Origin of the sequence: Luteitalea pratensis, assembly GCF_001618865.1 — a bacterium.
In the GTDB taxonomy this organism is placed as follows: Bacteria; Acidobacteriota; Vicinamibacteria; order Vicinamibacterales; family Vicinamibacteraceae; genus Luteitalea; species Luteitalea pratensis.
Map to the genome: position 1 here is coordinate 6,198,941 of NZ_CP015136.1, position 22,500 is coordinate 6,221,440.

General features: G+C 66.8%; 24 protein-coding genes. 17 read left to right on the top strand and 7 right to left on the bottom strand.

Annotated elements, in window-relative coordinates; genetic code table 11:
• The first annotated feature begins 30 nt into the window (after positions 1-30).
• The 3 genes from LuPra_RS26160 to LuPra_RS26170 all read left to right on the top strand — a co-directional run bounded on the left by LuPra_RS26160 (position 31) and on the right by LuPra_RS26170 (position 2,123).
• Positions 31-516, top strand: a complete 486-nt coding sequence (locus tag LuPra_RS26160) for a DinB family protein (RefSeq protein WP_110173485.1) — start codon at positions 31-33, stop codon at positions 514-516.
• A gap of 84 nt (positions 517-600) precedes the next feature.
• Positions 601-1,356, top strand: coding sequence for a cytochrome b/b6 domain-containing protein (locus LuPra_RS26165; protein ID WP_110173486.1), 756 nt, complete (start codon positions 601-603; stop codon positions 1,354-1,356).
• Positions 1,353-2,123, top strand: coding sequence for a molybdopterin-dependent oxidoreductase (locus LuPra_RS26170; protein WP_110173487.1), 771 nt, complete (start codon positions 1,353-1,355; stop codon positions 2,121-2,123). The genes LuPra_RS26165 and LuPra_RS26170 overlap by 4 nt, the downstream gene beginning before the upstream one ends.
• Before the next feature lie 221 nt (positions 2,124-2,344).
• Here the strand turns inward: LuPra_RS26170 and LuPra_RS26175 are convergent, their stop codons facing one another.
• A complete protein-coding gene (locus LuPra_RS26175) occupies positions 2,345-3,889 on the bottom strand; it encodes an alkaline phosphatase family protein (RefSeq protein ID WP_157899705.1) in 1,545 nt (514 codons plus the stop codon).
• A gap of 119 nt (positions 3,890-4,008) precedes the next feature.
• On the opposite strand from LuPra_RS26175, the gene LuPra_RS26180 reads away from it, so the two are divergent.
• The 3 genes from LuPra_RS26180 to LuPra_RS26190 are packed head-to-tail and all read left to right on the top strand — an operon-like array spanning position 4,009 to position 7,057.
• Positions 4,009-4,362, top strand: a complete 354-nt coding sequence (locus LuPra_RS26180) for a PadR family transcriptional regulator (protein WP_110173489.1) — start codon at positions 4,009-4,011, stop codon at positions 4,360-4,362.
• On the top strand, positions 4,359-5,270 hold the full coding sequence (locus LuPra_RS26185; RefSeq protein WP_110173490.1) for a permease prefix domain 1-containing protein: 912 nt from the start codon (positions 4,359-4,361) through the stop codon (positions 5,268-5,270). The genes LuPra_RS26180 and LuPra_RS26185 overlap by 4 nt, the downstream gene beginning before the upstream one ends.
• Complete coding sequence (locus LuPra_RS26190; RefSeq protein ID WP_162472832.1) at positions 5,267-7,057, top strand: FtsX-like permease family protein; 1,791 nt, start codon at positions 5,267-5,269, stop codon at positions 7,055-7,057. The genes LuPra_RS26185 and LuPra_RS26190 overlap by 4 nt, the downstream gene beginning before the upstream one ends.
• Positions 7,058-7,090: 33 nt before the next feature.
• Here the strand turns inward: LuPra_RS26190 and sigJ are convergent, their stop codons facing one another.
• Together sigJ and LuPra_RS26200 are read right to left on the bottom strand one after the other, a co-directional pair.
• A complete protein-coding gene (gene sigJ / locus LuPra_RS26195; protein ID WP_110173492.1) occupies positions 7,091-8,029 on the bottom strand; it encodes an RNA polymerase sigma factor SigJ in 939 nt (312 codons plus the stop codon).
• Positions 8,026-8,604, bottom strand: coding sequence for a hypothetical protein (locus tag LuPra_RS26200; protein WP_110173493.1), 579 nt, complete (start codon positions 8,602-8,604; stop codon positions 8,026-8,028). Before LuPra_RS26200 ends, sigJ begins: the two co-directional genes overlap by 4 nt.
• 156 nt (positions 8,605-8,760) lie before the next feature.
• On the opposite strand from LuPra_RS26200, the gene LuPra_RS26205 reads away from it, so the two are divergent.
• From LuPra_RS26205 to LuPra_RS26220, 3 genes are all read left to right on the top strand, one after another.
• Positions 8,761-9,504 (top strand): polysaccharide deacetylase family protein, encoded by a 744-nt coding sequence (locus LuPra_RS26205; RefSeq protein WP_110173494.1) that lies wholly within the window; start codon positions 8,761-8,763, stop codon positions 9,502-9,504.
• A gap of 700 nt (positions 9,505-10,204) precedes the next feature.
• Positions 10,205-11,035: a trypsin-like serine protease gene (locus LuPra_RS26215; RefSeq protein WP_110173496.1), complete on the top strand. Its 831-nt coding sequence runs from the start codon at positions 10,205-10,207 to the stop codon at positions 11,033-11,035.
• A 124-nt stretch (positions 11,036-11,159) separates the two neighbouring features.
• The gene (locus LuPra_RS26220; RefSeq protein WP_110173497.1) at positions 11,160-12,275 is read left to right on the top strand and encodes a hypothetical protein; all 1,116 of its coding nucleotides are present in this window, start codon (positions 11,160-11,162) and stop codon (positions 12,273-12,275) included.
• A gap of 276 nt (positions 12,276-12,551) precedes the next feature.
• Here the strand turns inward: LuPra_RS26220 and LuPra_RS26225 are convergent, their stop codons facing one another.
• Positions 12,552-13,514, bottom strand: coding sequence for a metallophosphoesterase family protein (locus tag LuPra_RS26225; RefSeq protein ID WP_157899707.1), 963 nt, complete (start codon positions 13,512-13,514; stop codon positions 12,552-12,554).
• 502 nt (positions 13,515-14,016) lie between these two features.
• On the opposite strand from LuPra_RS26225, the gene LuPra_RS26230 reads away from it, so the two are divergent.
• From LuPra_RS26230 to LuPra_RS26240, 3 genes are all read left to right on the top strand, one after another.
• The gene (locus LuPra_RS26230) at positions 14,017-15,204 is read left to right on the top strand and encodes a CotH kinase family protein (protein WP_157899708.1); all 1,188 of its coding nucleotides are present in this window, start codon (positions 14,017-14,019) and stop codon (positions 15,202-15,204) included.
• Positions 15,205-15,279: 75 nt separating this feature from the next.
• On the top strand, positions 15,280-16,317 hold the full coding sequence (locus LuPra_RS26235; protein ID WP_110173500.1) for an alpha/beta hydrolase: 1,038 nt from the start codon (positions 15,280-15,282) through the stop codon (positions 16,315-16,317).
• A gap of 94 nt (positions 16,318-16,411) precedes the next feature.
• The gene (locus LuPra_RS26240; RefSeq protein ID WP_110173501.1) at positions 16,412-17,047 is read left to right on the top strand and encodes a 3-keto-disaccharide hydrolase; all 636 of its coding nucleotides are present in this window, start codon (positions 16,412-16,414) and stop codon (positions 17,045-17,047) included.
• 58 nt (positions 17,048-17,105) lie between these two features.
• Here the strand turns inward: LuPra_RS26240 and LuPra_RS26245 are convergent, their stop codons facing one another.
• A complete protein-coding gene (locus LuPra_RS26245; RefSeq protein WP_110173502.1) occupies positions 17,106-17,897 on the bottom strand; it encodes a S41 family peptidase in 792 nt (263 codons plus the stop codon).
• Here LuPra_RS26245 and LuPra_RS26250 point away from each other — a divergent pair.
• Positions 17,896-18,627, top strand: a complete 732-nt coding sequence (locus LuPra_RS26250; protein WP_110173503.1) for an SDR family NAD(P)-dependent oxidoreductase — start codon at positions 17,896-17,898, stop codon at positions 18,625-18,627. The genes LuPra_RS26245 and LuPra_RS26250 overlap by 2 nt on opposite strands.
• Positions 18,628-18,697: 70 nt before the next feature.
• Here the strand turns inward: LuPra_RS26250 and LuPra_RS26255 are convergent, their stop codons facing one another.
• On the bottom strand, positions 18,698-19,633 hold the full coding sequence (locus LuPra_RS26255; RefSeq protein WP_162472834.1) for a hypothetical protein: 936 nt from the start codon (positions 19,631-19,633) through the stop codon (positions 18,698-18,700).
• Positions 19,634-19,724: 91 nt separating this feature from the next.
• Here LuPra_RS26255 and LuPra_RS26260 point away from each other — a divergent pair, with 91 nt between their 5' ends.
• On the top strand, positions 19,725-20,378 hold the full coding sequence (locus LuPra_RS26260) for a TetR/AcrR family transcriptional regulator (RefSeq protein ID WP_162472835.1): 654 nt from the start codon (positions 19,725-19,727) through the stop codon (positions 20,376-20,378).
• Here the strand turns inward: LuPra_RS26260 and LuPra_RS26265 are convergent.
• Positions 20,344-20,961, bottom strand: coding sequence for an alpha/beta fold hydrolase (locus tag LuPra_RS26265; protein ID WP_234800563.1), 618 nt, complete (start codon positions 20,959-20,961; stop codon positions 20,344-20,346). The two genes, LuPra_RS26260 and LuPra_RS26265, sit on opposite strands and share 35 nt — an antisense overlap.
• A gap of 5 nt (positions 20,962-20,966) precedes the next feature.
• On the opposite strand from LuPra_RS26265, the gene LuPra_RS32635 reads away from it, so the two are divergent.
• The 3 genes from LuPra_RS32635 to LuPra_RS26275 all read left to right on the top strand — a co-directional run bounded on the left by LuPra_RS32635 (position 20,967) and on the right by LuPra_RS26275 (position 22,471).
• The gene (locus tag LuPra_RS32635) at positions 20,967-21,236 is read left to right on the top strand and encodes a hypothetical protein (RefSeq protein WP_162271258.1); all 270 of its coding nucleotides are present in this window, start codon (positions 20,967-20,969) and stop codon (positions 21,234-21,236) included.
• Positions 21,237-21,481: 245 nt separating this feature from the next.
• Entirely contained in the window at positions 21,482-21,856 is a 375-nt protein-coding gene (locus LuPra_RS26270; protein WP_110173507.1) for a VOC family protein, read from the top strand.
• Positions 21,857-21,994: 138 nt separating this feature from the next.
• Positions 21,995-22,471, top strand: a complete 477-nt coding sequence (locus tag LuPra_RS26275) for a VOC family protein (RefSeq protein WP_110174879.1) — start codon at positions 21,995-21,997, stop codon at positions 22,469-22,471.
• The last annotated feature ends 29 nt before the right edge of the window (positions 22,472-22,500 follow it).

The window sequence follows — 22,500 nt, forward strand, 5'->3', positions numbered from 1 at the left end:
GTCAGCCGCGATGACCATACGATCGCGGTCATGCCCTCACTCACCAGCGCTCTTCGTGCGCACCTTGCCGACGTCCTCGAGTGGGAGGATGCACATGTCACGTTCGACAAGGCCGTCGATGGGATCCCGTTGGCAAGCCAGGGTGCGCGTGCAGACGGTTTCCCGCACTCGCCCTGGGAGTTGCTGGAACACATGCGCCTTGCGCAGGACGATATCGTCGAGTTCTGCAACAACGCGGCGTACGAGCACACGAAGGCATGGCCGGGCGACTACTGGCCGCGAACTCCCGCACCGCCGACGGCCACCGCGTGGGCCGACAGCGTCGCGGCGTACCTCCAGGGCCGCGAGGCATTGAAGGCCATCGCGCGCACGGTGGAGGACCTGACGCAGCCCGTGCCGACGGGCTCCTCACGGCAGACGTACTTGCGTGCGATCCTGCTGGCCGCCGACCACACGGCCTATCACGTCGGCCAGCTCGTGCTGGTCCGTCGTGCACTTGGCCACTGGCCCCAGTGAGCTCCCTGCGTCCTCGGGGACGACCGCCCGGCGCCGAGGTTTTCTGGTGCCGGGCGTATCATCAGCTGAAGTCCAGCCACTGCCATGTCTGTCGATGGCGCCAGGCACGCGTCGTCGCACCATCCCGCGTGGACGAGATGCGCCCACTGGGTCGCGGCCGTGAGCATCCTGGTGCTCGCCTTCACGGGTTTCGTGATCCTGATGGCACATCCGCGACTGTACTGGGGTGACGTCGGGAACGGCTTGACGCCTGCCCTGATCGAGTTGCCCATCAGCCCCAATTACCGGCACGGCGGGTGGGCGTCGGTGACGCCGTTCTTCGATCGCACGGGCTCACCCGTGTCGGCAAGCCGCACGTTTCCCCTGTTCAACGAAAATGCATGGGGGCGCAGCCTGCACTTCCTCACGGCCTGGCTGCTCACCCTTACGGGGCTTGCGTACCTCGCGGCGGGTGTCCTGACGGGGCACCTTCGACGCCGCATAGTGCCCGCCGCTGGTGATCTGGCGCCCGCGCGCCTCAGCGAGGACGTGCGGCGCCACGTTCGCTTCGCGGTCCGGCGCGATGCCGGCTCGCCGTATGGCACGCTGCAGAAGATCGCCTACACGTTCGTGATCGTCTTCTTGCTGCCGCTTGCCGGCCTCACCGGTGTCACGATGTCGCCTGCAGTGACGACGGCCTTTCCGTTCCTGCTCACGCTGTTCGGCGGCATGCAATCGGCGCGCACGATTCACTTCGGGGTGTGGATGGCGCTCATGGGATTCCTCCTGGTGCACGTGGTGATGGTGGTGGCAACGGGATTCCGTCAGCACATGCGCGCGATGACGATTGGTGACCGATGATGACAAGGCGAGCGATCCTCACCAGGCGCGACATGATCGTGACGGCTCTCGCCGGCGCGGGAGGTGTACTGCTGTCAGGCTGCAGTCGCGGTGAACTGCCACCGACGTACGGGCACCTGCTGCGGATGGGTGACAACCTCACGTACGCCGCGCACCGCGCGCTCTTGCCACACGGGCTGGCGCGTGAGTACGGGCGTGAGCACATCTCCTCGTTCCCCGCGATCGGGACCACGAACCCCGCGGACCCTAGCCAGCCCCTGGCGGCGACGTTGGGTCAGCGTTACGCCGGCTTGCGAGCCGGCGCGTTTCGCGACTACCGCGTGTCGATCGAAGGACGCGTTGCAAGGCCCGGCACGTACTCGCTGGCGGACCTCCAGCGCTTCCCCAGCCGCACGCAAATCACGCGGCACACGTGCGAAGAAGGCTGGTCGGCCATCGCGGAGTGGACGGGTGTGGCGCTGGGTCGTGTGCTGGCCGCTGCCGGCACGCTGCCGGACGCGCGGTTCGTCCAGTTCCACGCCTTCGACGGCCTGGGGGACGGCATCGACATGATCGATGCGCTCCACCCGCAGACGCTGCTCGCCTACGGGATGAACGGGCAGCCGCTGCCGATCCCGCACGGCGGTCCGCTGCGGCTCCGCGTGGAGACGCAGATCGGCTACAAGAGCGTGAAGTACATCGACCGCATCGTCGTCACCGACACCTTCGAGGACCACGGCCCTGCGGGGTACCTCCATTACGGCTGGTCGTGGTACGCCGGCATCTGACGCCACGACAGTGGAGGCCGTCGGACTGTGGTTGTGTAGCCGTCGACCTTGGTCGACGGTCAGCGACGGCCGTCGTGGTTCGAAATTCAGATTCAGAGTGAACCCTGACCAACAGTCCGGTTCTACACGGTGAGACCGGGCGCGATCGGCGGCAGCGGCCGTCGGACTGTGGTTTGCGTAGCCGTCGACCTTGGTCGACGGTCAGCGACGGCGACCGCCGATTATCGCCGCGTGACCGTCGTGCTGTCGAAGTAGCGGTACTCGCGATCGCCGACGCGAACGATGGACAGCTCGCCCGTCACCGCGTAGCGCCCATCGGGCGTGCGCGCCGTGTGATCGGTGGTCGTGGCGGATCGCCGGGCTGGACCTGCGGCACGCGCGGCGAATGCCTCGTCGAGGGCGCGCCCCTGCACTGAGGGTGGGATTGCCAGGCCCACCAGGGTCAGGAACGTCGGCATGAGGTCTACATTGGCGCTCGGTGCGTCAATGGTCAGGCCGCGCCCGAGATCGGGGCCGGCAGCAATCAGCGTGTTGTGGACGTCCCATGGGCTCGAGCTGCCGTGCCCCGCGGTGCCGCCCGCCATGACCGAGCCCCGCACTCCGTGCGCGTTCGGTGCGTCCGACCAATCCGGCGAAAACAGGATCTGCGCCGACCGATCGTGCTGCCAGTGCACGACGTCGAACGACAGCGTGCCGGCCACGTGGCCATCGAGGGAACCAGTCTGCGTTGCGCGTGTGAATATCGGCCCGATGCCAGGCGTCTGCTGCAACCCGCGCACGATGGCGGCCACGGTCTCCTCGTCGCGATCGCGCACATGGATCGCGCCGCCGCTGGCGACGATGCGTGGTGTGCCATCTGGCATCGTACCCATGTACGGCTTCAGGATCGCGGAGACGTCCACCGCGCCCGTGTGCGTGGAGAAGCCGTGGTCAGACGAGACGCAGATGTTTACCGCATCGAGCAGGCCCGCAGCTTTCAGGCCGTCCTCGACGCGGCCGATCTCGCGGTCGAGATGCTCGAGCACCGCGACTGCTTCCGGACCGCCGATTCCCTTCGAGTGCGCGGTCGAGTCGAGCGATACGAGCCAGAGCACGCTGACCGTGGGACTCACGCGCGGCAGCCCGACCTTCAGGAACGCGTCCACGGCATAACGGTCGCGTGCCATGGCCTGCCCATCGCCGGCCGGCGGGTCGCCAAGTGCCGCAAGGGCACCACGTAGTGTTTCGGGGATCACGAACTCCGGATGCACCACCGCACCGCCGGCCACGGTTGGATCGTTGAGCATCGCCGAGCCTGGCGACCCGGAGCTTGCAACGAACATCCGTTTGCCCGCCGCCTGCAGGACCTCGGCGAGGGTGGGCGCCGTCAGCAACTTGCCCTCGACCTCGGCGATACGGGATAAGGCCTGCCGATTCGCGGTGTCGAGGAACCGCGCCGGATCGACGCGCGGAAAGTAGACGCTGTTGCCCATCAGACCGTGCGTGCCGGGGTAGGCGCCAGTCGCAAAGGACGCACCGTTGACGCGAGTCACCGTTGGGAACACCGCATGGTGTTTCGTGAAGACAACGCCCCGCTTGCCGAGCGCGGTAAGACGCGGCATCACGTCGGCGGTGACGTAGTCGGGCCTGAGGCCGTCCACCACAATCAGGACGTGCCGCCGCGGAGGCGCCTGGGCCGTCATCGCCGCCACCAGGCAGACTGCGATCAGGGCCGAGACGACAACCAGAGCACGAAGGTCGGATCCCAGGCGCATGATGCTGGTCACGCCGCGCATCCTAACACCGGGCCATCGGTCGAGCCGGGGCTCCACCTTTGCCAACTGTAAAGTGGACGTTCGTCAGATTCCACTTGACGAACAAGTGAAGCCGGTCGATCCTCTCCACTATGCCACCAAGTGGAGACGCGCCACGCGTCGACGTCCTGCCGGGCACGCTCGAGATCATCGTGCTGCGTGTCCTCGCGACGATGGGCGCGCAGCACGCCTATGGCGTCGCGGCACGAATCGAGCAGGCTGCAGACGATGCGATTCGGCTCAACCAGGGCACCCTGTACCCCGCCCTGGTCCGGCTGGAGCAGAAGGGCTGGATCAAGGGCACCTGGCAGACCACGGAGAACAACCGCGAGGCGAAGTACTACGCGATCACGAAGGCCGGCACACGGGGCCTCGCGGAGCAGTCGGAATGGTGGCAGCGATCCGCGGCGCTCGTGAACCGGCTGCTCACGGATGACGCGCAGTGATCGCCGGGCTTCGTCGATGGCTGTCGAGGCTGCTCAACGGCGTTCGCCCGTCGCGATTGGAGGCCGATCTCGCCCGCGAGATCGATGCGCACCTGGCACTGCTCGAGGACGAGTTCGGTCGTCGTGGGCTGGCGCCCGAGGAGGCGCGCCGATCGGCGCGACTCGCGTTGGGCGGCATCGATCGCACGAAAGAGATGCACCGCGACGCGCGGGCGATACGATGGCTGTCCGATGCGCTCTCGGACATCCGCTACGCCGCACGGCATGTCCGACACCGTCCCGGCTTCGCCCTGATCGCGATAGCGACGCTGGCCCTGGGCATCGGCGCCAACACGGCCATGTTCACCCTCGTGCATCGTGTCCTGCTCGACTCGCTGCCAGTGAAGGCTCCCGACGCGCTGGTCGAGGTGGGCTGCGTCGATGCCAACAAGCCGGACGACTTCTCGTGCGAGACCTCCTATCCAGGCTTCCTGATGTTCCGCGACGGCAACGACCTTCTCTCCGGTCTCTTTGCCTTTGCGCCGCTTCCGGATCTGAACGTGGTGCATGAAGACCACGCCGAGTTGGCGACGGCCCTCCTTGCCACCGGCGACATGTACGACATCCTCGGCGTCGCGCCGGCGCACGGGCGACTGCTGACGGCCGCCGACGATGCCCAGGGCGCGCCGATAACCGTGGTCCTCAGCCACGCCTACTGGCACGACGCTTCAACGGCGACTTGCGCATCGTCGGTCAACCGCTCCGACTCAACACACAGACGGGGATCGTCGTGGGTGTCTCGCCAGCCAGGTTCCGCGGCGTCACGCTGGGCGGGGCTCCTGACATCACGGTGGCGATGGGCACTGGCGCACCGGCGTTTGCGGGCAGAGAGAGTCTCGCCAACGGCGGTAATTGGTGGCTACGAATGATCGGTCGACGCAAGGACGGGGTCACGCTGGCGCAGACGCAGGCCGGCCTGGAGCCGATCTACCGGAGGACGATCGACCACCTCCTGGCCTCGGTGCCGGGAGCGATTGCCGGCCCGGTGCGCGAGTATCTCCGACGCGTCGAATTCCGTGTGCAACCGGCTGCTGCCGGTGGGGCGTCGGCCCTTCGCCGCGACCTCGACCGGCCACTGCGCATCCTGATGGCCGTCGTGGGCATCGTCCTGTTCATCGCGTGCGCGAATCTCGCGACGCTGGTGCTGTCGCGAACGGCGGGACGCCAGCGCGAACTCACCGTGCGGCTCGCGATCGGCGCCGGCCGATGGCGCCTCGCGCGCCAGTTGCTCACCGAGAGCCTCGTGCTGTCGGCCGCCGGCGGACTGCTGGGTCTTCTCGTCGCACGATGGGGCGGGTCGACGATCTTGCGCCTCGGGGCCGGCGAGGCGGGCATTGGCGCCGTCGATCTTGCTCCCGATTTGGCTGTGCTGACGTTCACTTTGGTCGTCGCGGTGACAGCCGGTGTGCTGCTCGCGCTCGGATCGGTCTGGCACCTCGTGCGGACTCCTCCCCAACGCGTGCTGCGCGATGCGGCAGGCGGTCATGCCGCGGCGGGGTTGGCCCGCCTGTTCGTGCCGATCCAGGTCGCCCTCGCCACGGCGGTGTTGATTGGAGCCGGGCTTCTCCTGCAGACCTTCGAGAACATCCTGCACGGCCATGACGGCTTCCGCCGCGAGCAGTTGGTGACACTCAGCGTGCGACCGCAACTGGTCGGCTACGATTCAACTCGCGCCGCGTCGTACATCGACCTGGTGAAGACACGACTGGAGGCCCTGCCGGGCGTGACGTCGGTGACGCGATCGAACCATCCCCCGGGCGCGCTCGACGGCACGAGTCTGGTGGAGGCTCCCGGGTTCGAGTCGGCCGCGCCCATGCTACGCACGGCCGGATACCACCGCGTCGGGCCCAGGGTGATCGAGACATGGGGCCTGACGCTGCTTCGGGGCCGCGATCTCGACCCATCCGACGACGCGAGCACTCGATCGGCCCTCGTCAACGAATCATTCGCCAGGCATTTCTTCCATGGCCTCGACGTCGTCGGCCGCCGGTTCGCCTTCGCGGGTAACGGCGACCGTCCACACACGATCGTCGGCGTCGTCGCAGACGCGCGCGATCGAGGGCCACGACTCCCGATCGAACGTGTCGCCTATACGTACCTGCCGCCGGACGAGATGGGCTTCGGGTCCTTCGCCGTGCGCGGGCAGGGTTCCGAGTCAGCACTGATCGCTGCCGTCCGCCGCGCGCTCCGGGAGGCCGATCCCCAGGTGCCCGTCGTCGAAATCCAGACGATGGACGAGCGGGTCCAGGAGGGGCTCCGCCGCGAGCGGTTGCTGGCGGTGCTGGGAACGCTGTTCGGCGCGCTGGCGTTACTGCTCGTCGCGATCGGGCTCTACGGACTGCTCGCGGGTGCGGTAACGCATCGCACCCGTGAGATCGGCATCCGCCTGGCACTGGGCGGTGATCGACGGAACGTACTGCTCCTGTTCCTGCGGCAGGGACTGTCCCTCGTTGGGCTGGGCCTCGTGGCAGGACTCGGGGTGGGCACGTTGCTGGGCCGATTCATTCGCGGCGAGCTGTATGGCGTGACGCCGACCGATCCTGTCACCTTCGTCGCGGCGGCCTGCGTGCTGGTCGTGACGAGTGCGGCGGCGTGTCTCGTGCCGGCCGTGCGCGCCTCACGCACCGATCCGATGTCCGCACTCCGGGACGAGTGAGATTGGACACCGCACCAGCAGGCACGCCTCCCCTCAACCGTCAAGTGGACGGGGTGGTGACGCGGCCGTGACGTGGCGCAGCTTGTCCGAGTTGCGCACCACGTAGAGGGCCCGAACCACGTCGTCGTCGATCTCGAACGCCGACGTCTGCACCGGCCCCTCAGGCCCGTCCACGATGATGCCGGGCAGTCCATTGATCGTGGCAAAGCGCAGCGTGAAGTACTCGCGCCACCCCTTCTGCGTCGCGCCCACCAGGAAGCGTGCCGCGCGATCGGCGCCCTCGAGCACGTTCAGCGCCGCCACAACCCTGCCGCCGCCGTCAGTCACGACGCGCACGTCGGATGCGAGCATCCGCATCAGCGCATCCAGGTCGCCGGACCGGCATGCGGCTACGAATGCGGACATGAGCTGCGCATGCTTTTCATCGATCTCGCCAGGGCGCCCAGTCGGTGCGCTCGTGCCGCGCGGTCGGGACGCTCGAACGTGAGCGCGGGCGCGGGCGGCAAGCTGTCGACAGGCAGGTTCGCTCCGCTCCAGCGCCCCTGCCACTTCGGTGAACGAGAACTCGAACACGTCGTGCAGCAGGAAGGCCGCGCGTTCGAGGGGCGACAGGCGGTCGAGCGTCAGGAGCAGCGCAATCGACAGGTCCTCGGCCAGCTCCGTGTGGCTGTCGGGCGCGAGCGCTGCCGTGTCGACAACCGGTTCCGGCAGCCACGGACCGACGTACTCCTCGCGCCGTGCGCGCGCCGACGTCAGCATGTCGAGACAGATCCGCGTCGTCGTGGTCATGAGAAACGCCCTGGGCTCCACCACTCTGTCGCGGTCGACCGCATGCCAGCGCAAGTAGGTCTCCTGCACTGCGTCCTCGCCATCGGCCATCGAGCCGAGCATGCGATAGGCGAGGCCGAGCAGGCGCCGGCGGTACGGCTCGAAGCTCGCGGCCGGATCCGAATTCGCGTTCGTGTCACTCACGCCGTGCGCGCCTCCACACCCGTCGGCGCCGGCACGCGACCGTGGTCGAGCGTCACCGGCGTCCCGCCGACGACGACGCGCATGCAGGCTTTGCCATGGCCCAGGGCGTACTTGACGGTGGGATAGATGCGCGCGGCCGTGATCGCAAACGCCAGACTGACAAGGGCGCGGCGGCCCCAGCGCTTCACGATCGCCTCGCGATACTCATCGGCGTCGCCTTCGTGCGCGAGCGTGGCGCGGGTGAACCGCCACACGAGCGCGACGTCCGGCGGCATCGCGTCGGGGGTGTCGGCGAGCACGGCGCGCAGCACCGCCGCATCGACCCCGGCACGTTCCGCCATCGTGACGGCGAGTTGCGTGCATGGGCCGCAGTCCTCATGGCGCACCGCGGTGATGCCGGCGGCGCACCAGGCCTCGACGGGGATGTCACGCCGAAACTGCCCGAGGGCGGTGACCCGCGAAAAGAGCCACGCGGCGCGCGGACTCGCGTCGATCATGTCGTGCATGTAGCTGGCGTCGTAGTTCCAGTCCCGCTCGAACCTGGCAACCGCTTTGTGTAGTGTCCACTTCATCATGCCGCTTCTCCTCGTCCTGACGGCAAGACGGCACAGGGTCCCGAAACGTGACATGGCGACCACCCCGGCCGAGCTGGCAACGTCGTACGCGCAGATGTCAGGAGAAGTACATGACACGTCGCCGTGCGGTCCGTACGATTCTTGTGAATTCCTGCCATGCTCATCGCTTGCCTGGCGCTGATCCTTGCAGTCGCGGCGCTGGCGCATACCGCGCCGGCGCCGTCCGTGCTGGAAGCGTCCCCACGGTACAGATCACTTTGGCGCGTCATGCCTCGCCACGGTGAGCCGCCGACGGTCTACCTGACGTTCGATGATGGACCGAACGCGCGCTGGACTCCCCCGCTCCTGGATGCGCTGCGTGAAAGCGACGTGCGCGCCACGTTCTTCGTCATCGACCGTCAGATCACGGCAGACACGGAAGCGATTGTGCGGCGCACGGCCGCTGACGGGCACACGATCGGCGTGCACACCGGATCTCGCCGCCTGATGATGGCTTCACCGTCGCGAGTCGCACGCGAGGTGCAGCAGGCGGCGGCACGCATCACGCAGATCACCGGCCGACCCACGTGCGCGGTGTTCCGCCCGCACGCGGGGTGGCGGAGTGTCACCATGTACGAAGGGCTTCGCCAGGCGGGCTACACGCTCGTGGGTTGGAGCTGGGGCATGTGGGATTGGCATTGGTGGCAGCAGCCCGAGGGCGTCAGCGTTGCCGCCCGGCTGGCCGAACGTGCCTCGGCCGGCGACATCATCGTCATCCACGACGGCCACCACGACGATCCGCAAGCCGACCGCCGTCGTGCCGCTGACGCCGTCCGCGCGCTGGTCCCACGATTGCGCGACCGTGGCTTCTCGATCGCGCCGCTCTGCACTGGCGCCAGTCTCGTGAGCGACCCGCTCTAGTCCGTGCGCCACACCGGCACGTCGGTACCGCGAGGGTTTCGGTGCTCGGGCCCCGTCAGACGATCGACATGAAAGCGACGACAAAGGAGGCGGCGTTGAAGGCGCTCGACGATTCGTTCGACTACGGCATCGCCCTGATCAAGGAGCAGTCGGATCAGACGCTGCTTCAGCAGCCGCCGGCACCGCCAAAGTTCCTCGGACCGTCGTCGCGCGCGAATCATCAGCTTCGTCGTCGGCCATGCGTGGGACGCCTACGGGCAGATGGCGGTCTATCTCCGGTTGAATGGCCTGGTGCCGTCGGCGAGCCAGAAGAGGTAGTCCGGTTCCGCACACAGGATCGAAGTGCGCGGTGCGCACGCACGCCTTTAGGTGCATGGCCAGGAACAGCCGACGCTGATCGTCAACGACCTCAAGATGGGCGACCGAGGCCAGGGGTCTTGTCGCCCTCTCGCCATGCGTCCACTGCATCGCGCACGTCCGCAACCTGACGATCACGCCCGCCAACAGGGAGGACACGCGATGAGCCCAGACTGTCTCCTGCCCGGATGACCGTGCACCTCGGCCGGCGCGCAGGTTCGGCACCGTGCGTCAGCCGAGCGCTTCATCGTCGAGATTGCGCCCGGGCGTGAGATTCCCGAGAACGGACCCCGCATTGCAGTAGGATCGCCTTCGACGTCATTCTCCAACCTGGAGGTCGGCCATGCGCAGTCGCTCGTCAGCCATTGCTCTGGCACTGCTCGCCGTTTCCCCGGTAGCGTCCCTGCTCGCGGTCACCTACGGGTTCGTCGACACGGACGGCACCTATTCGAACACCGGCGCGTTCATCGTCAGGTCTCCGACGACGGGCAACATCAGTCCCATCTGCAGCGGCACGCTGATCGCTCCCGACGTGTTCCTGACGGCCAGTCACTGTACGGCTTTCTTCGAGCACGAGCTCGCCGCGCTTGGCTACACCGCGCACGTGAGCTTCGACAGCCCGATCGGGTTCGGCGATCAGACGAGTCCGGCGACACACCTCATCGAGGTGCAGCAAGTGGTCACGAACCCGGCCTACACACAGGCCCAGAACGACTCCGGCGACATCGCCGTGTTGCTCCTGAATTCACAGGACACGGCCGGCATCGCGCCGGCGACGCTGGCGCCCGCAGCGTTGCTCGACGAGATCGTGAAGGCCGACGGCTTCGACGATGCGTCGGTGACCAACGTCGGGTACGGCGTGCAGAACCGCGTCGTGGGCGGCGGCAGGCCGTTCTTCCAGGACATGAACCCGATACCGCGCATGTACTCGTTCTCCAGCTTCAATGCGCTGAACAAGGGATACATCCGTTACTCGCAGAACCCTGCGACCGGCGACGGCGGCACCTGTTTCGGCGATTCTGGCGGCCCACAGTTCTTCACGTACCAGGGCACCACGTACATCGTGTCGATCACGATTACCGGTGACACGGTGTGCCGCGCCACCAGCGTGGCGTACCGGCTGGACACGAAGAGTGCGCGGTCGTTCCTCGCACCGTACGTGACCCTGCCGTAGATCCGCTCCCGCGCAGGTCGATCCACTTCGACGTCAGGGAGCGGGCTCGAGGGAGGCGGTACAGGAACAGATTCCGCATCGCACGACACATTCGGCGGCGTCGGCATGTTCGGCGCGCACAATCATGGCCGTTCGCGAGGAGGCCGCCATGGGCACGGCGATGCGGTTCATCACTGCGTCGGGGGGCGTGGTCCTGATCGTGCTCGCGTGGGGATTGTTCGGCTACCCGATCATCCAGACGATTGCGGAGCCTGAGTACGCCGATTTCCCCGGCGGTGCGGCCGGCATCGTCGTCATGCTGCTACTGATGGGATCGGTGCCGTTCGGTGGCGGCGTCCTGCTCATTCGCCGGGCTGTACGGGGCGCCGCGCGCGACCAGACAATCACCGATGACGTGCGAGGGCTGCCACAGTCCAGTACGTCCGCTCCTGCCTCACTGGTTGCAGGCGTCGTCGAAGCAGCCCCGCCGATCGCGTCTTCGCTGGATATCGCCGCGACTGCCGTACCGCCGGAGATCGAGCCTCGCGGCACGACCATCGCCGGTGCACCGGTTGGTACCGAAACCAACACGCCAGTCCAGCCGCCCCAGACGACGAGAGACACCGAGGACGTTCGGCCGCAACGCAAGCGCCGGACGTGGCTGGCCATGCTGGGTCTGGCCATTGCGCTCGGCGCGTTCCTGTTCGACGCCATCGTCGTGCTCGGCGCGGTCACGGACGACACGCTGTCTCTGGGCGCCAACGTGGTCATTCTGGTGGGCTTCCTGCTGCTCAGCGCGATCCCGCTGCTCGGCGGGCTGCGGCTCGCCCATGCTGGCGACCCCGAGATGGGCCGGCGATTCGTCATCGATCTCAGGGCGAGGGCTGGGCAACTCCGCCATCCCCTCGGCCTCGTTCGCACGTCGGCTGGCCTGGCGTTCGTGATTGCGCTCGTCAGCATGCCGGCGATGATCACCTGGCGAGACGCTTCGCCGATCATCGGCCCTTACGCGATGACCGTTTTCTCATTCATCGATCCGCTCGTGAACATCCGTCGACCATCGTGGTGGGGCGGCGCGTTCGTTTCGGCCGCGAGCTGCTTCGTGCTGTTTCTCGTGACGGCGGTGACAACCGATGCCGTGACGAACCAGCCGGACGTCCAGATCGGATTCATCCTGCCGCTGATGGTGTATCCAGCAACGATGGCGCTGTCCGGCCTGATCCGATTTCTGCTGTGGCTGGGCCGCGAGTCCGGCGACTGACTGTCGTGACGCTCATCTCCGAGCTTGACGCAACGGCGCTGCGCCTTTGTGCCGCAACGTACCGTCACTGTCCCGAATACCAGCGCAGCCTGCGGTGCGGATCGCCCTTCAGCGCGAAGCATGCCAGTCGAGCACGAGGGTGACCTGCCCGACTGAATATTCAGGACGGAGGTGGGCGCACGGTCGCCGAGGCGCCCGGGCGAGTTGCTCTGCCGGTTCGAGGGTGAACCGCGCCGATGCGCTCCTTTCTACCGTCAGGGCGAGCACAGAATGAAGCTAGTCGCAGGTGTCGAGCCCCGAGTCCAGGATGCCCTCGACCGACCGGAACTCCCACCGGTAACTTCCCGGTTGCAGGACGAACTTGATGACGCCCCAGGCCACGGCCCGCGCCTCGGTCGTCGGTCGCAGCCCGCCGACGTCGTACAGGCGTGCGCCGCCAGTACCGACCGTGAACAGCCGCGCCCCTCGCGGGTCTGGCCGCCCGTCCAGGTTGATCCGCGCATGCCGTTCGTAAATGTGGTCGTGCGCCGCAACGACGATGTCGGTGCCTGCCTCCTGGAGCGCGCGCCAGAGATCGCGGAGCCATGGATTGTCGCCGTTGGGCCCCGAGCTCACGAGCGGGTGGTGCATGATGGCCGCGACGCACCGCGCCTGCGCCAGCTGGAGATCACGGCGCAACCACTGGAGTTGCGCTGAGCCCTCGCGCCACCCCACGCTGCTGTTGAGGGACACGACGTGCCAGGCGCCGGCCTCAAACGAGTAGTAGCCCTGCCCCATCGGCCCGGCCCGCTCCCCGAAGTACTGGAAATAGCCACTCGCGTCCGGCGTGCCGTAGTCGTGGTTGCCCGGTGACGGGTACGTGCGGCTGCGATGCCGTCCCCACGAACCCTCATAGCACGCGAACTCCTTCGGCGCGCCGTTCATGTAGACGTTGTCGCCGGCCGTGAACACCGTGCCGGGAATGCCGTCGAGCAGTGCGGCCGTCTGGACGGCGCCTTGCTGACCGCACTCGGCGATATCACCGGCCCCGACGAGCACCGCCTCCCTGAGTGGGGCGGGAGGGGCGGTAGGCGGACTGGGCGGAGACGCCGGCGAGACGGGTTCGCCCAGCGACGTCGGAGCGACGGTCGTGGCCAGCGGCGAGACCTGTCGGTCGCAGCCACCGAGGAAAGCCAGCAGGAGGCCAACAACCGCTCCCGCCACGCGCAGGGGTTGCAAAGTCGTCGTAGTCGTCGTCACACGCGCAGGCAAGTGCAAGGCACAGCTCCACCACTTCCGAGAACCTGAGTAGGGGTGGCATGCACACTGCCTGGCGAGTACGCACTCGTCCGGTGCCGCAGCACGACGAGCCCGATCCGACGTGAGTGAGAGGCGAACCCGCGCGCGGCCCGGCCAGGAGTCCAGAGCTTCGCGGTGCCGACACGCTAGCACCGGTCTGCCGAGGGGTGCTACTGACGTGAGATAGCGACTTTGCGCGGCTGTGTCCGTTTCGTCCCTACTATTTCGCGTATCGCTCCGGCTGAAGGGCGCACGCGGCCGTCTAAGGCCGCATGCCCGCGGTCCTCCCTCCCGTCGCGGACTGACAACGGACTTACGAGACAGTGGACGGCATTGGTCGGCGCACCTCCAACCGCTGTCCGGTCAGGCATTGGCGATGTCGTCTCGGCGCGGATCGCACGCGAGTGCCCGCGACTGAAGGGGGTCCCCCATGCGTCTGTGTCACTTGTGCAGGTTCAGCGCCATGGCCGTGCTCGTTCTCGTGTTCGGCACAGCGACGGGTGCGAGCGGGGCGGACGAACCGACATCCGCCGCCGTGTTCGACGACACCACGGTTCATGAAATCCGGCTCGCCATGCACAGCGGCGACTGGAGCCAACTGCAGGCGCACTATCTCGAGAACACCTTCTATCCCGCCGACGTCACGTGGAACGGTTACACCGTCCGCAACGCCGGTGTGCGGTCGCGCGGCTCTGGCAGTCGCGACGCACGCAAGCCAGGACTACGCATCACCTTCGACGAGTATGTCGACGACCAGACGTTTGCGGGGTTGAAGGGCCTCGTCCTGGACAATTTCCGCCAGGACCCCGGCATGATGAAGGAGGCCCTGTCGATGGCCCTCTTCGCCCGCATGGGCCTGGCCGCGCCGCGGGTGAGCCACGCCCGCGTCTACGTCAACGACGACTACCTGGGCCTCTTTGCCGTGATCGAACCCATCGACAAGCGGTTCCTGCGGCGCACCCTCGGCGAGGATGGGGGCTATCTCTACGAGTTCGAGTGGGCTGGGGCGTATCACTTCGAGTGGCTCGGTGACGACCCGTTGCGCTACGCCGAGATGTTCGACTCCGAAACTCGCGAGAACGAGACACCTGCCCAGCGCTTCTCGACACTCGTGCAGATGATCACGGCGACGACCCGCGAGTCCACCAGCTCATGGGAACGGACCATGGGCCGGTACTTCGACTTCGAGCGGCTCTTTGCCTACCTCGCCGTCGAGAATTTTCTCTCGGATCACGACGGTCTCACCGGCGACTGGGGCATCAACAATTTCTACCTCTATCGATTCGCGGCCAGCGATCGCTTCCAGTTCCTGCCCTGGGACAAGGACGTGAACTTCCGGGAAATCGACCGTGACGTCAACGAATCGCTCGACGCCAACTTTCTCTTCGCGACGGCGATGGAGTTCCGCGACCTGCGCGACGCGTACATCCAGGCGCTGCGCAAATGTGCCGCGATCGCGACCCAGGCCGATGCCAGCGGGCAAGGTTGGCTCGAACGCGAGGTCGGCCGCCACGCGAACCAGATTCGCGGCGCCGCACATACCGACGAGAAGAAGGCATGGTCGAACGAGCGCTTCGAACAGGAGGTCGCCTGGATGTCGAGTTTCGCGCGCCAGCGCAGCGGACAGGTCGAGCGACAGGTGGGGCGCTAGGAGACAGCCCCACTCCACTCGGCGCGGGAGCGGGCCGTTCGTGCTAACTTTTGGCACTTTCGAGACAACGCTCCCATGACCAAGACGCTCCTGCTCCGGGCGGCCGCGCTGGCCCTCTGTGTGTTCACCGGTTCGTCGCTCGTGCTCGCCCTGCAAGGGCTGCCGCAGGCCGCTCCCGCGACGCAGCCGCCACCGGCTCGCGACATGAACGCGCACTACACGCTCGGTCCGGACTCGCTCGAGCGAGAGGGCGTGCCGAAGGGCGTGCTGCGTGGCCCGTTCGTCCTCCCCGACAGCAAGGCCTATCCAGGGACGCAGCACACCTATTGGGTCCACGTGCCCGCTCAGTACGATCCGGCTGTCGACGCGGACCTGATGATCTTCCAGGACGGCCAGGCGTTCATCGACATGGCCGGCTCGGCCCGGGCGCCGAACGTCCTCGACAACCTGATCTACCGTCGCGAACTGCCGGTGATGATCACTGTCTTCATCAATCCCGGCCGAACGCCTGAACAGCCTGAGCCCAACCCTTCGCAGTGGGGCGACCAGACGACGAACCGGCCGACCGAATACAACGAACTCGACGACCGGTACGCGCGAGTCATCGTCAACGAGCTGTTGCCGGCGCTCGCCAAGGACTACAACATCACGAAGGACCCGGCGCGGCGGGGCATCGGCGGCACCAGCAGCGGCGCCATCGCCGCCTTCACGGTGGCGTGGCAGCGCCCCGACCAGTTTCGGAAAGTCCTGAGCATCGTCGGCAGCTACACGAACATCCGTGGTGGCGACGCGTATCCGGACATCATCAGGAAGAGCGACACGAAACCCTTACGGATCTTCCTCAACGACGGACGCAACGACAACCGCGGCGTCGGACGGGACGGCCAGTACAATGCGCGCCGTGACTGGTTCCTGCAGAACGTCCGCATGGCGGAGGCGTTGACCGAGAAGGGCTACGACCTCAACTACATCTGGGGCATCAACACGCACGGTCAGCGCATGGGCGGCACGATGCTGCCCGAGATGCTGCGCTGGCTCTGGCGCGATCATCCGGTGTCGGCCGACCCGATGAACGCGGTGGAGCGCTCGTTCCGCGAACCAGTACCGCGGTAACGCGGGCAAGCTATTCCTGTCCTCACCGCATCGACCGAGGACCTGAGTCGCCGCCTGTGCCTCGTGTCGACGCAGGGTAGACTGGACGCGAACCATGCTCACGCCTCTGCTCTGGTGCGCCACCTGCCTGCTGGCCGGCATCCCTGTCGACGCGGTGCAAGGCGAGCGGGCTGCGTCGCTCTTCGACGGGCGGACGTTTGCGGGATGGGAAGGCGACACGGCACGCATGTGGCGCGTCGAAGACGGCGCACTCGTCGGCGGGTCGCTCACCGAGACAGTCCCGAAGAACGACTTCCTCTGCACCACGAAACGCTACGCCAACTTCATCCTGCGCCTGCAGTTCAAGCTGGTCGGCACCGGGTTCGTGAACGCCGGCGTGCAATTCCGCAGCGAGCGCCTGCGCGAGCCGGCCCACGAAATGGCCGGCTACCAGGCGGACCTCGGCGAGAAGTTCTGGGGCAGCCTGTACGACGAGTCGCGACGCAATCGTGTCCTGCTGGGGCCAGACCAGGCGCAGATGGCGACGCTCGTGAAGGCGGACGATTGGAACGACTACGAGATCCGCGCCGAGGGACGCCGAATTCGCCTCACGCTCAACGGGCGCCAGACGGTGGACTACAGCGAAGACGACCCCGCCATTCCACTCTCCGGGCTGATCGCCTTGCAGATCCATGGCGGCGGGAAGGCGCAGGTCTCCTACCGCCACATCACCATCGTCGAACTGCCCTGAGTTGGCGGACGCGGGCACGAGAGCGCATCTCCGACCATACACCGCGGCACCACTGAGGCTAGTCTTGCCGAGGTCCGCCTGGCCGTCCGAGCACTTCGATAGCCCGCTCGAGGGCCCCATCGCGACGGCTCTCCAGATCGCTCCTGGGAAAGACCGGTACCCGAATCGCCGGCGGCACGCCGGCGCCATCAAAGGACTCGCCTTTCACCGTGAGGTACAACTCGGTCGGTAATCCGAAGGTCCATCCGTTGGGGAGCCTCCGCCCCCATACGTCCGAAAAGACACCCTGGGTGTTTTCGCCGACGAACGTCACCGAAGGCATTCTCCCCATGAGAGCCATCGGGAACGTCTCACCGCCGCTGAGCGCCTCCGGTCCGATCAACAGGGCGACGTTGCCGCGATAGCCCGGGCGCGCGGCAGGCTCGACCCAGATCTGTTGCGCCTCGGTGAACCTCAATGGTCCGCTCGGATTGCTCCGAGTCACTTTCGAGTAGGCGAGGTACCTTGCGCCGCTCAGTCGAGATGCAATGGCCAGGCACAAAGGATCGGCTCCGCCCGTGTTCACCCGTACGTCGATGATGAGCCCCCTCATTCCCTCGGCGCCCTTGAAAATATCGTCGAGCGCGGCCTCCAGGGCGCTCGCTTCTTTCTCGAAGCTTCCATCCTTCGTGTACTCACTGAAGGCCAGGATGCGCATGTAGCCGATCGCCCCGTCGAGCATGCCAAAGTGAATCCGATCGTTCACGTAGGGCCGCAGGGGGCCACTGGAGTACTTCGACTCGATGACCTCCCTGGTTCGCCGGGCCTGCTCACTGAACCCGAGGACCGCGTCGAATGAGAGCGTACTCATGCCGTTGAGCGTGCGCCCGAGATTTGCGCGCCACTTTCACGCGCACGGCTGGAACGTCATCGCCACGATGCGCACGCCACGCCACGACATCCTGCCGCGATCGGAGCGACTGCGCATTCTGGCGCTGGACGTGACCAGGCCCGAGAGCATCGCTGACGCCATCGAGGCGTCCGGAGCCGTCGACGTCCTCGTCAACAACGCCGGTATCGGGCTCGTTGGCGTGTTCGAGGCCACGCCGATGGCGACGGTGCGCGAGGTGTTCGAGACCAACACCTTCGGCGTGATGGCAATGACGCAGGCGGTGCTGCCTCAGTTCCGCGCGCGACGATCGGGTGTGGTCGTGAACGTGACGTCGAGCGTGACGCTGGCGCCGATGCCCCTGGCGGCCGCGTACACCGCGAGCAAGACGGCGATCGAGGGGTTTACGGGATCACTCGCGCATGAGCTCGACGCGTTCGACGTTCGAGTCAAGCTGGTGGAACCTGGCTACGGCCCGACCACTCGCTTTGCGAGCAACGTGGGCTCGCGCATGGACGACCTGTTTCCCGGCGCCTACGCCGATTTCGCGAAGCCGATCCTCGCGTCTTCGCAGGTGACCACGGTGACGACCGAATCCGACGTGGCGGAGGTGGTATTCCGGGCCGCCAACGATCGATCAGGGCAGCTGCGATTTGCAGCAGGTCCTGACGCAGTCGCATTGGCGCAAGCGGCGCTCGGCAAGAGCGCCTGAACCGCCTTCTTGACGGCGTCTGGCTTCGTGAGGTGTGCCTGCGACGACAGCCGTTCGCCGCCAGCGGACGCTAGACGGCTGCGCCATCACGTACGACTCGAGTCTTGTCGAATCGGACCAGCGCGAAGGCCAACGCCGTTGCCAGTGCCCACCCACCCAGCTGCGCCATCGTCGTGGCGTCCGGTGTGGTGACCGGGACGCCCCGCAATGCCTGCACCAGAAGGATGACGAACAACGTCGCGTAGCTCGTCGCGGCCACGATCACCAGGCGCACCCGGGCCGTGGCGGCAAACCGCCGGCGGCGCATCAGGAGCGCAACGACGGGCAGCACCTGCAACGCATGCAGCCCGACGAAATGTGGCACGCGCATGTCGCCGTGATCCCGGCTCCAACCCGTGCCCACCATGCCTGGCCCGCCGTCGGCGGCGCCGACGGTGTGGGCTCCGGCGATCGTCATGCGCTCCCGCGCGCGGGCCGCTTCGATCTGTGGCCCGGTGGGGCGGGTCATCAGGCCACCCGTGAAAGCCCCGACGATCGTCACCGTCATGCCGAGCCGAAGTGCCCAGCCAAGCGCGGCGTCGTCGAAGCGCTGCTTCCACAGCGCCACCGCGACGGCAACGCTCAACAGCGTCTGCGCAACGATGGTCAGGCCCATGATCACCCACAGGACGCCATCGAGCGGTGTCGCGACGTTGAAGTGGCTGGTCGTGCCCCGCCAGGCCTGGCCACCGATGATCACCATCTCGATCGCCAGCGCGGCCGCCGTGCCCCAGCCGACGACCCGCCGGGTGCGAGGCCACTCGGGAAGCAGGGTGAAGATCCACGCCAGCGTCGTCGTGTAGATTGCGATGGATACCGCGAACTTGGCCGGCTTGAGCCAGGCGGGCGCACCGGTGATGACCCGCGGGTCGACCAGCAGCCCGACAATGGCGCCCGTGAGGACGATGAGCATCAACACCGTTGTCGCGACGAGTTCGGGGCCGGTCTGCCAGAGGCGCTTGAACATGAGGTGCTCTCCACGCAATGTTGTCGTTGTCAACATCACTATCGCCACTATTGTTGACGATGTCAACATCGTTGGTTACGATATTGCTGGGATGAGTGCGACGAAGGCGGGACGGCCGCGCCGCAAGCGGGCCGGGCAGTACCATCACGGCGACCTGCGCCGGGCGCTGATCGAGCAGGCGCTGCGGACGATCGACGCGGCCGGTGCCGACCGATTGACGCTGCGTGGCGTCGGTGCGGCACTGGGAGTGTCGCGCACGGCGCTGTACCGCCACTTCGCCGACAAGGAAGCCCTGCTTGCCGCCGTGGCGCGCGAGGGCTTTCGCCTGCTGCGGGAGGCGCTGCTCGAGGCGTGGGAGCGGGACGGGCGCGGCGCCGCAGGGTTCGAGGCGATGGGCGTCGCGTACCTGCGCTTCGCGATCGATCATCCTTCGCATTACCGCGTGATGTTCGGGCGGTTCGTCGAATCCGGCGAGCGCGATGCCGATCTCGAAGCGGAAGCGGAATCGGCATTCGGGGCGCTCGTCGATGCGCTCACTGCGTTGCAGCGCGACGGCCTCGCGCGCGCCGACGATCCGCTCCTGCAGGCGCGATTCGTATGGTCGGTGACGCACGGCATCGCGATGCTCGTGATCGACGGACGGTTGCGCGGCTGCGACGAGGACGCGGCGGCGCTGAATCGTTATACCGCCGAGCGCCTCCGGCAGGCTCTCAGCGCGGAGCCGGCGCCAGGCGCGAACCGCTGACCGCTGCGTCGCGGACGTCCCTGATCGCCTGCGCGACCACTGCCGGGTTGTCGCGATGGATCGCATGCCCGCTCTCGTCGACGCGAACGAACCTCGAGTTGGCCGACAAGCCCGCAAGATCCCGGACCAACTCGTCCCTCTCGTCCCTGATCGCGGTCCATTGCTCCTGCGAGACACCGGGCGGCGGGGCCGAGCGCTTTCCCGCGGCGAGCACGATCAGGGGCCGCTGCCCGAGTGCCTGCGTGACTCGCTGTCGCGCCAGGAACATGGCCTGGAACTCCTCGGCCATGTAGTCCACGTCCGGATCGCGGGGTGACCCATCAGTCTGCGAGAGCCGTGGCGCGGGAACGGGCCGCCCGGTGGCCTTCTCCCGCAGCCGTACCATGCCACCGTAGCGCCCGCTGCCAAGAATCCCGCTCTCGTGCGTGGGATCGACGAGCACCACTCCCGCGACGTCGCCAGGGTACGCATCTGCATACAGTCGGACGAGCAGGCCGCCAATCGACTGACCGACCATCACGTAGGGAGATGTTTCCTTCGTGGCGTCCAGAAGGGCGTGAAGTTCGTACACCTCTTGTCGCATCGTGCGTGGGGGGGTCCCTGATCGCTGCGGCCAAGGCCGGCGCGGTCGTAGGCACAGGTGCGCACACCGGGACCAAGTTGCTCGCGCACCATCGACCACTCGACAGACGAGCCACCGCCACCCGCCTCGAGGAGCACCGCCGGGCCGTTGCCCGTTGGGCCGGTGCAGCCAACGAAGAGCCGGTGCTCGCCGATCCTGACGAGATCGCCAGGTACTTCCGGGGTGTCGGGACTTCGCGGCGGTGCTTGCTGCGCGATGACGGCGGCAAGTGCTAGCGCAGGCATGAAGCTCTTGATTACTGCGGGTTGGACGTTGGACGGCCGGCTTCGGTTGACTCCAACCGCGACCCACGCAGACGCCGTTGCGCATCAGTTGCGGTGCCGCAGCGGGCTTGTCTGGCGCAAGCTCGTCGTCATCGACGGGTACTGAACTTGCATCGCCTCGCGAGGGTTCGACGGGGCTCTTCCTGCCCGTGAGTGCGGTAGAGCCTCCTCATCTTGAAAGCAGGAAGGAGAAGCCCATGCTTGGTAACAAGAAGGCGGTGGCGAATGTCGCAGTGAAGGACCTCGTTGTCGCGACGACGTTCTACAAGAACACGCTTGGTCTCACGCCAGTGCATGAGGAAGACCACGAACTGGTCGTGTTCCGCAGCGGCACGTCAGAGATCAACGTGTACCGGTCCGAGTACGCCGGCACGAACAAGGCCACGGCGGTGACCTGGACCGTCGACGACGTCAAGGAAGAGGTCGCGGATCTCAAGTCCAGGGGTGTCACCTTCGAGCACTACGACATGCCAGGCATGAGTCGCGACGGCGATGTGTACGTCTCGGGTGACATGAAGGTGGCGTGGTTCAAGGATCCGGATGGGAACATCCTGAACGTGGCGGGTCGATGATCCGACCCTCGCGGGACGATGTCAGATGCCGCTGTGTGGTGGCGTCACGATGACTGCCAGCTGGGTGGACGGCGGCATCTGCTCGGCAGCACGGAAGTTGTCGCGTTCGCGCTGACCGGGCACAAGGAGCACACGAGCATGAAACCCAAGAACACGATCTGTCTCTGGTTCGACAACGACGCGCATGAGGCGGCGCGCTTCTACGCCGCCACCTTTCCCGATAGTGCGGTCACCGCGGTTCACCATGCGCCCAGTGATTATCCGGGCGGCAAGAAAGGCGATGTGTTGACGGTGACTTTCACCGTGCTTGGCATTCCCTGTCTCGGCCTCAACGGCGGCCCGACCTTCAAGCACAGCGAGGCCTTCTCCTTCCAGGTGGCCACGGAGACGCAGGAGGAGACCGACCGCTACTGGGACGCGATCGTCGGCAATGGCGGCCAGGAAAGTGAGTGCGGTTGGTGCAAGGACCGCTGGGGTCTTTCCTGGCAGATCACTCCACGCGTGCTCTCCGACGCGCTTGCGGCGGGCGGCGGTGAGGCAAAGCGTGCCTTCGAGGCGATGATGCAGATGCAGAAGATCGACGTCGCCACCATCGAGGCGGCGCGGCGGGGCTGACGCGACGACCGATTGCGCCACCTGACCCT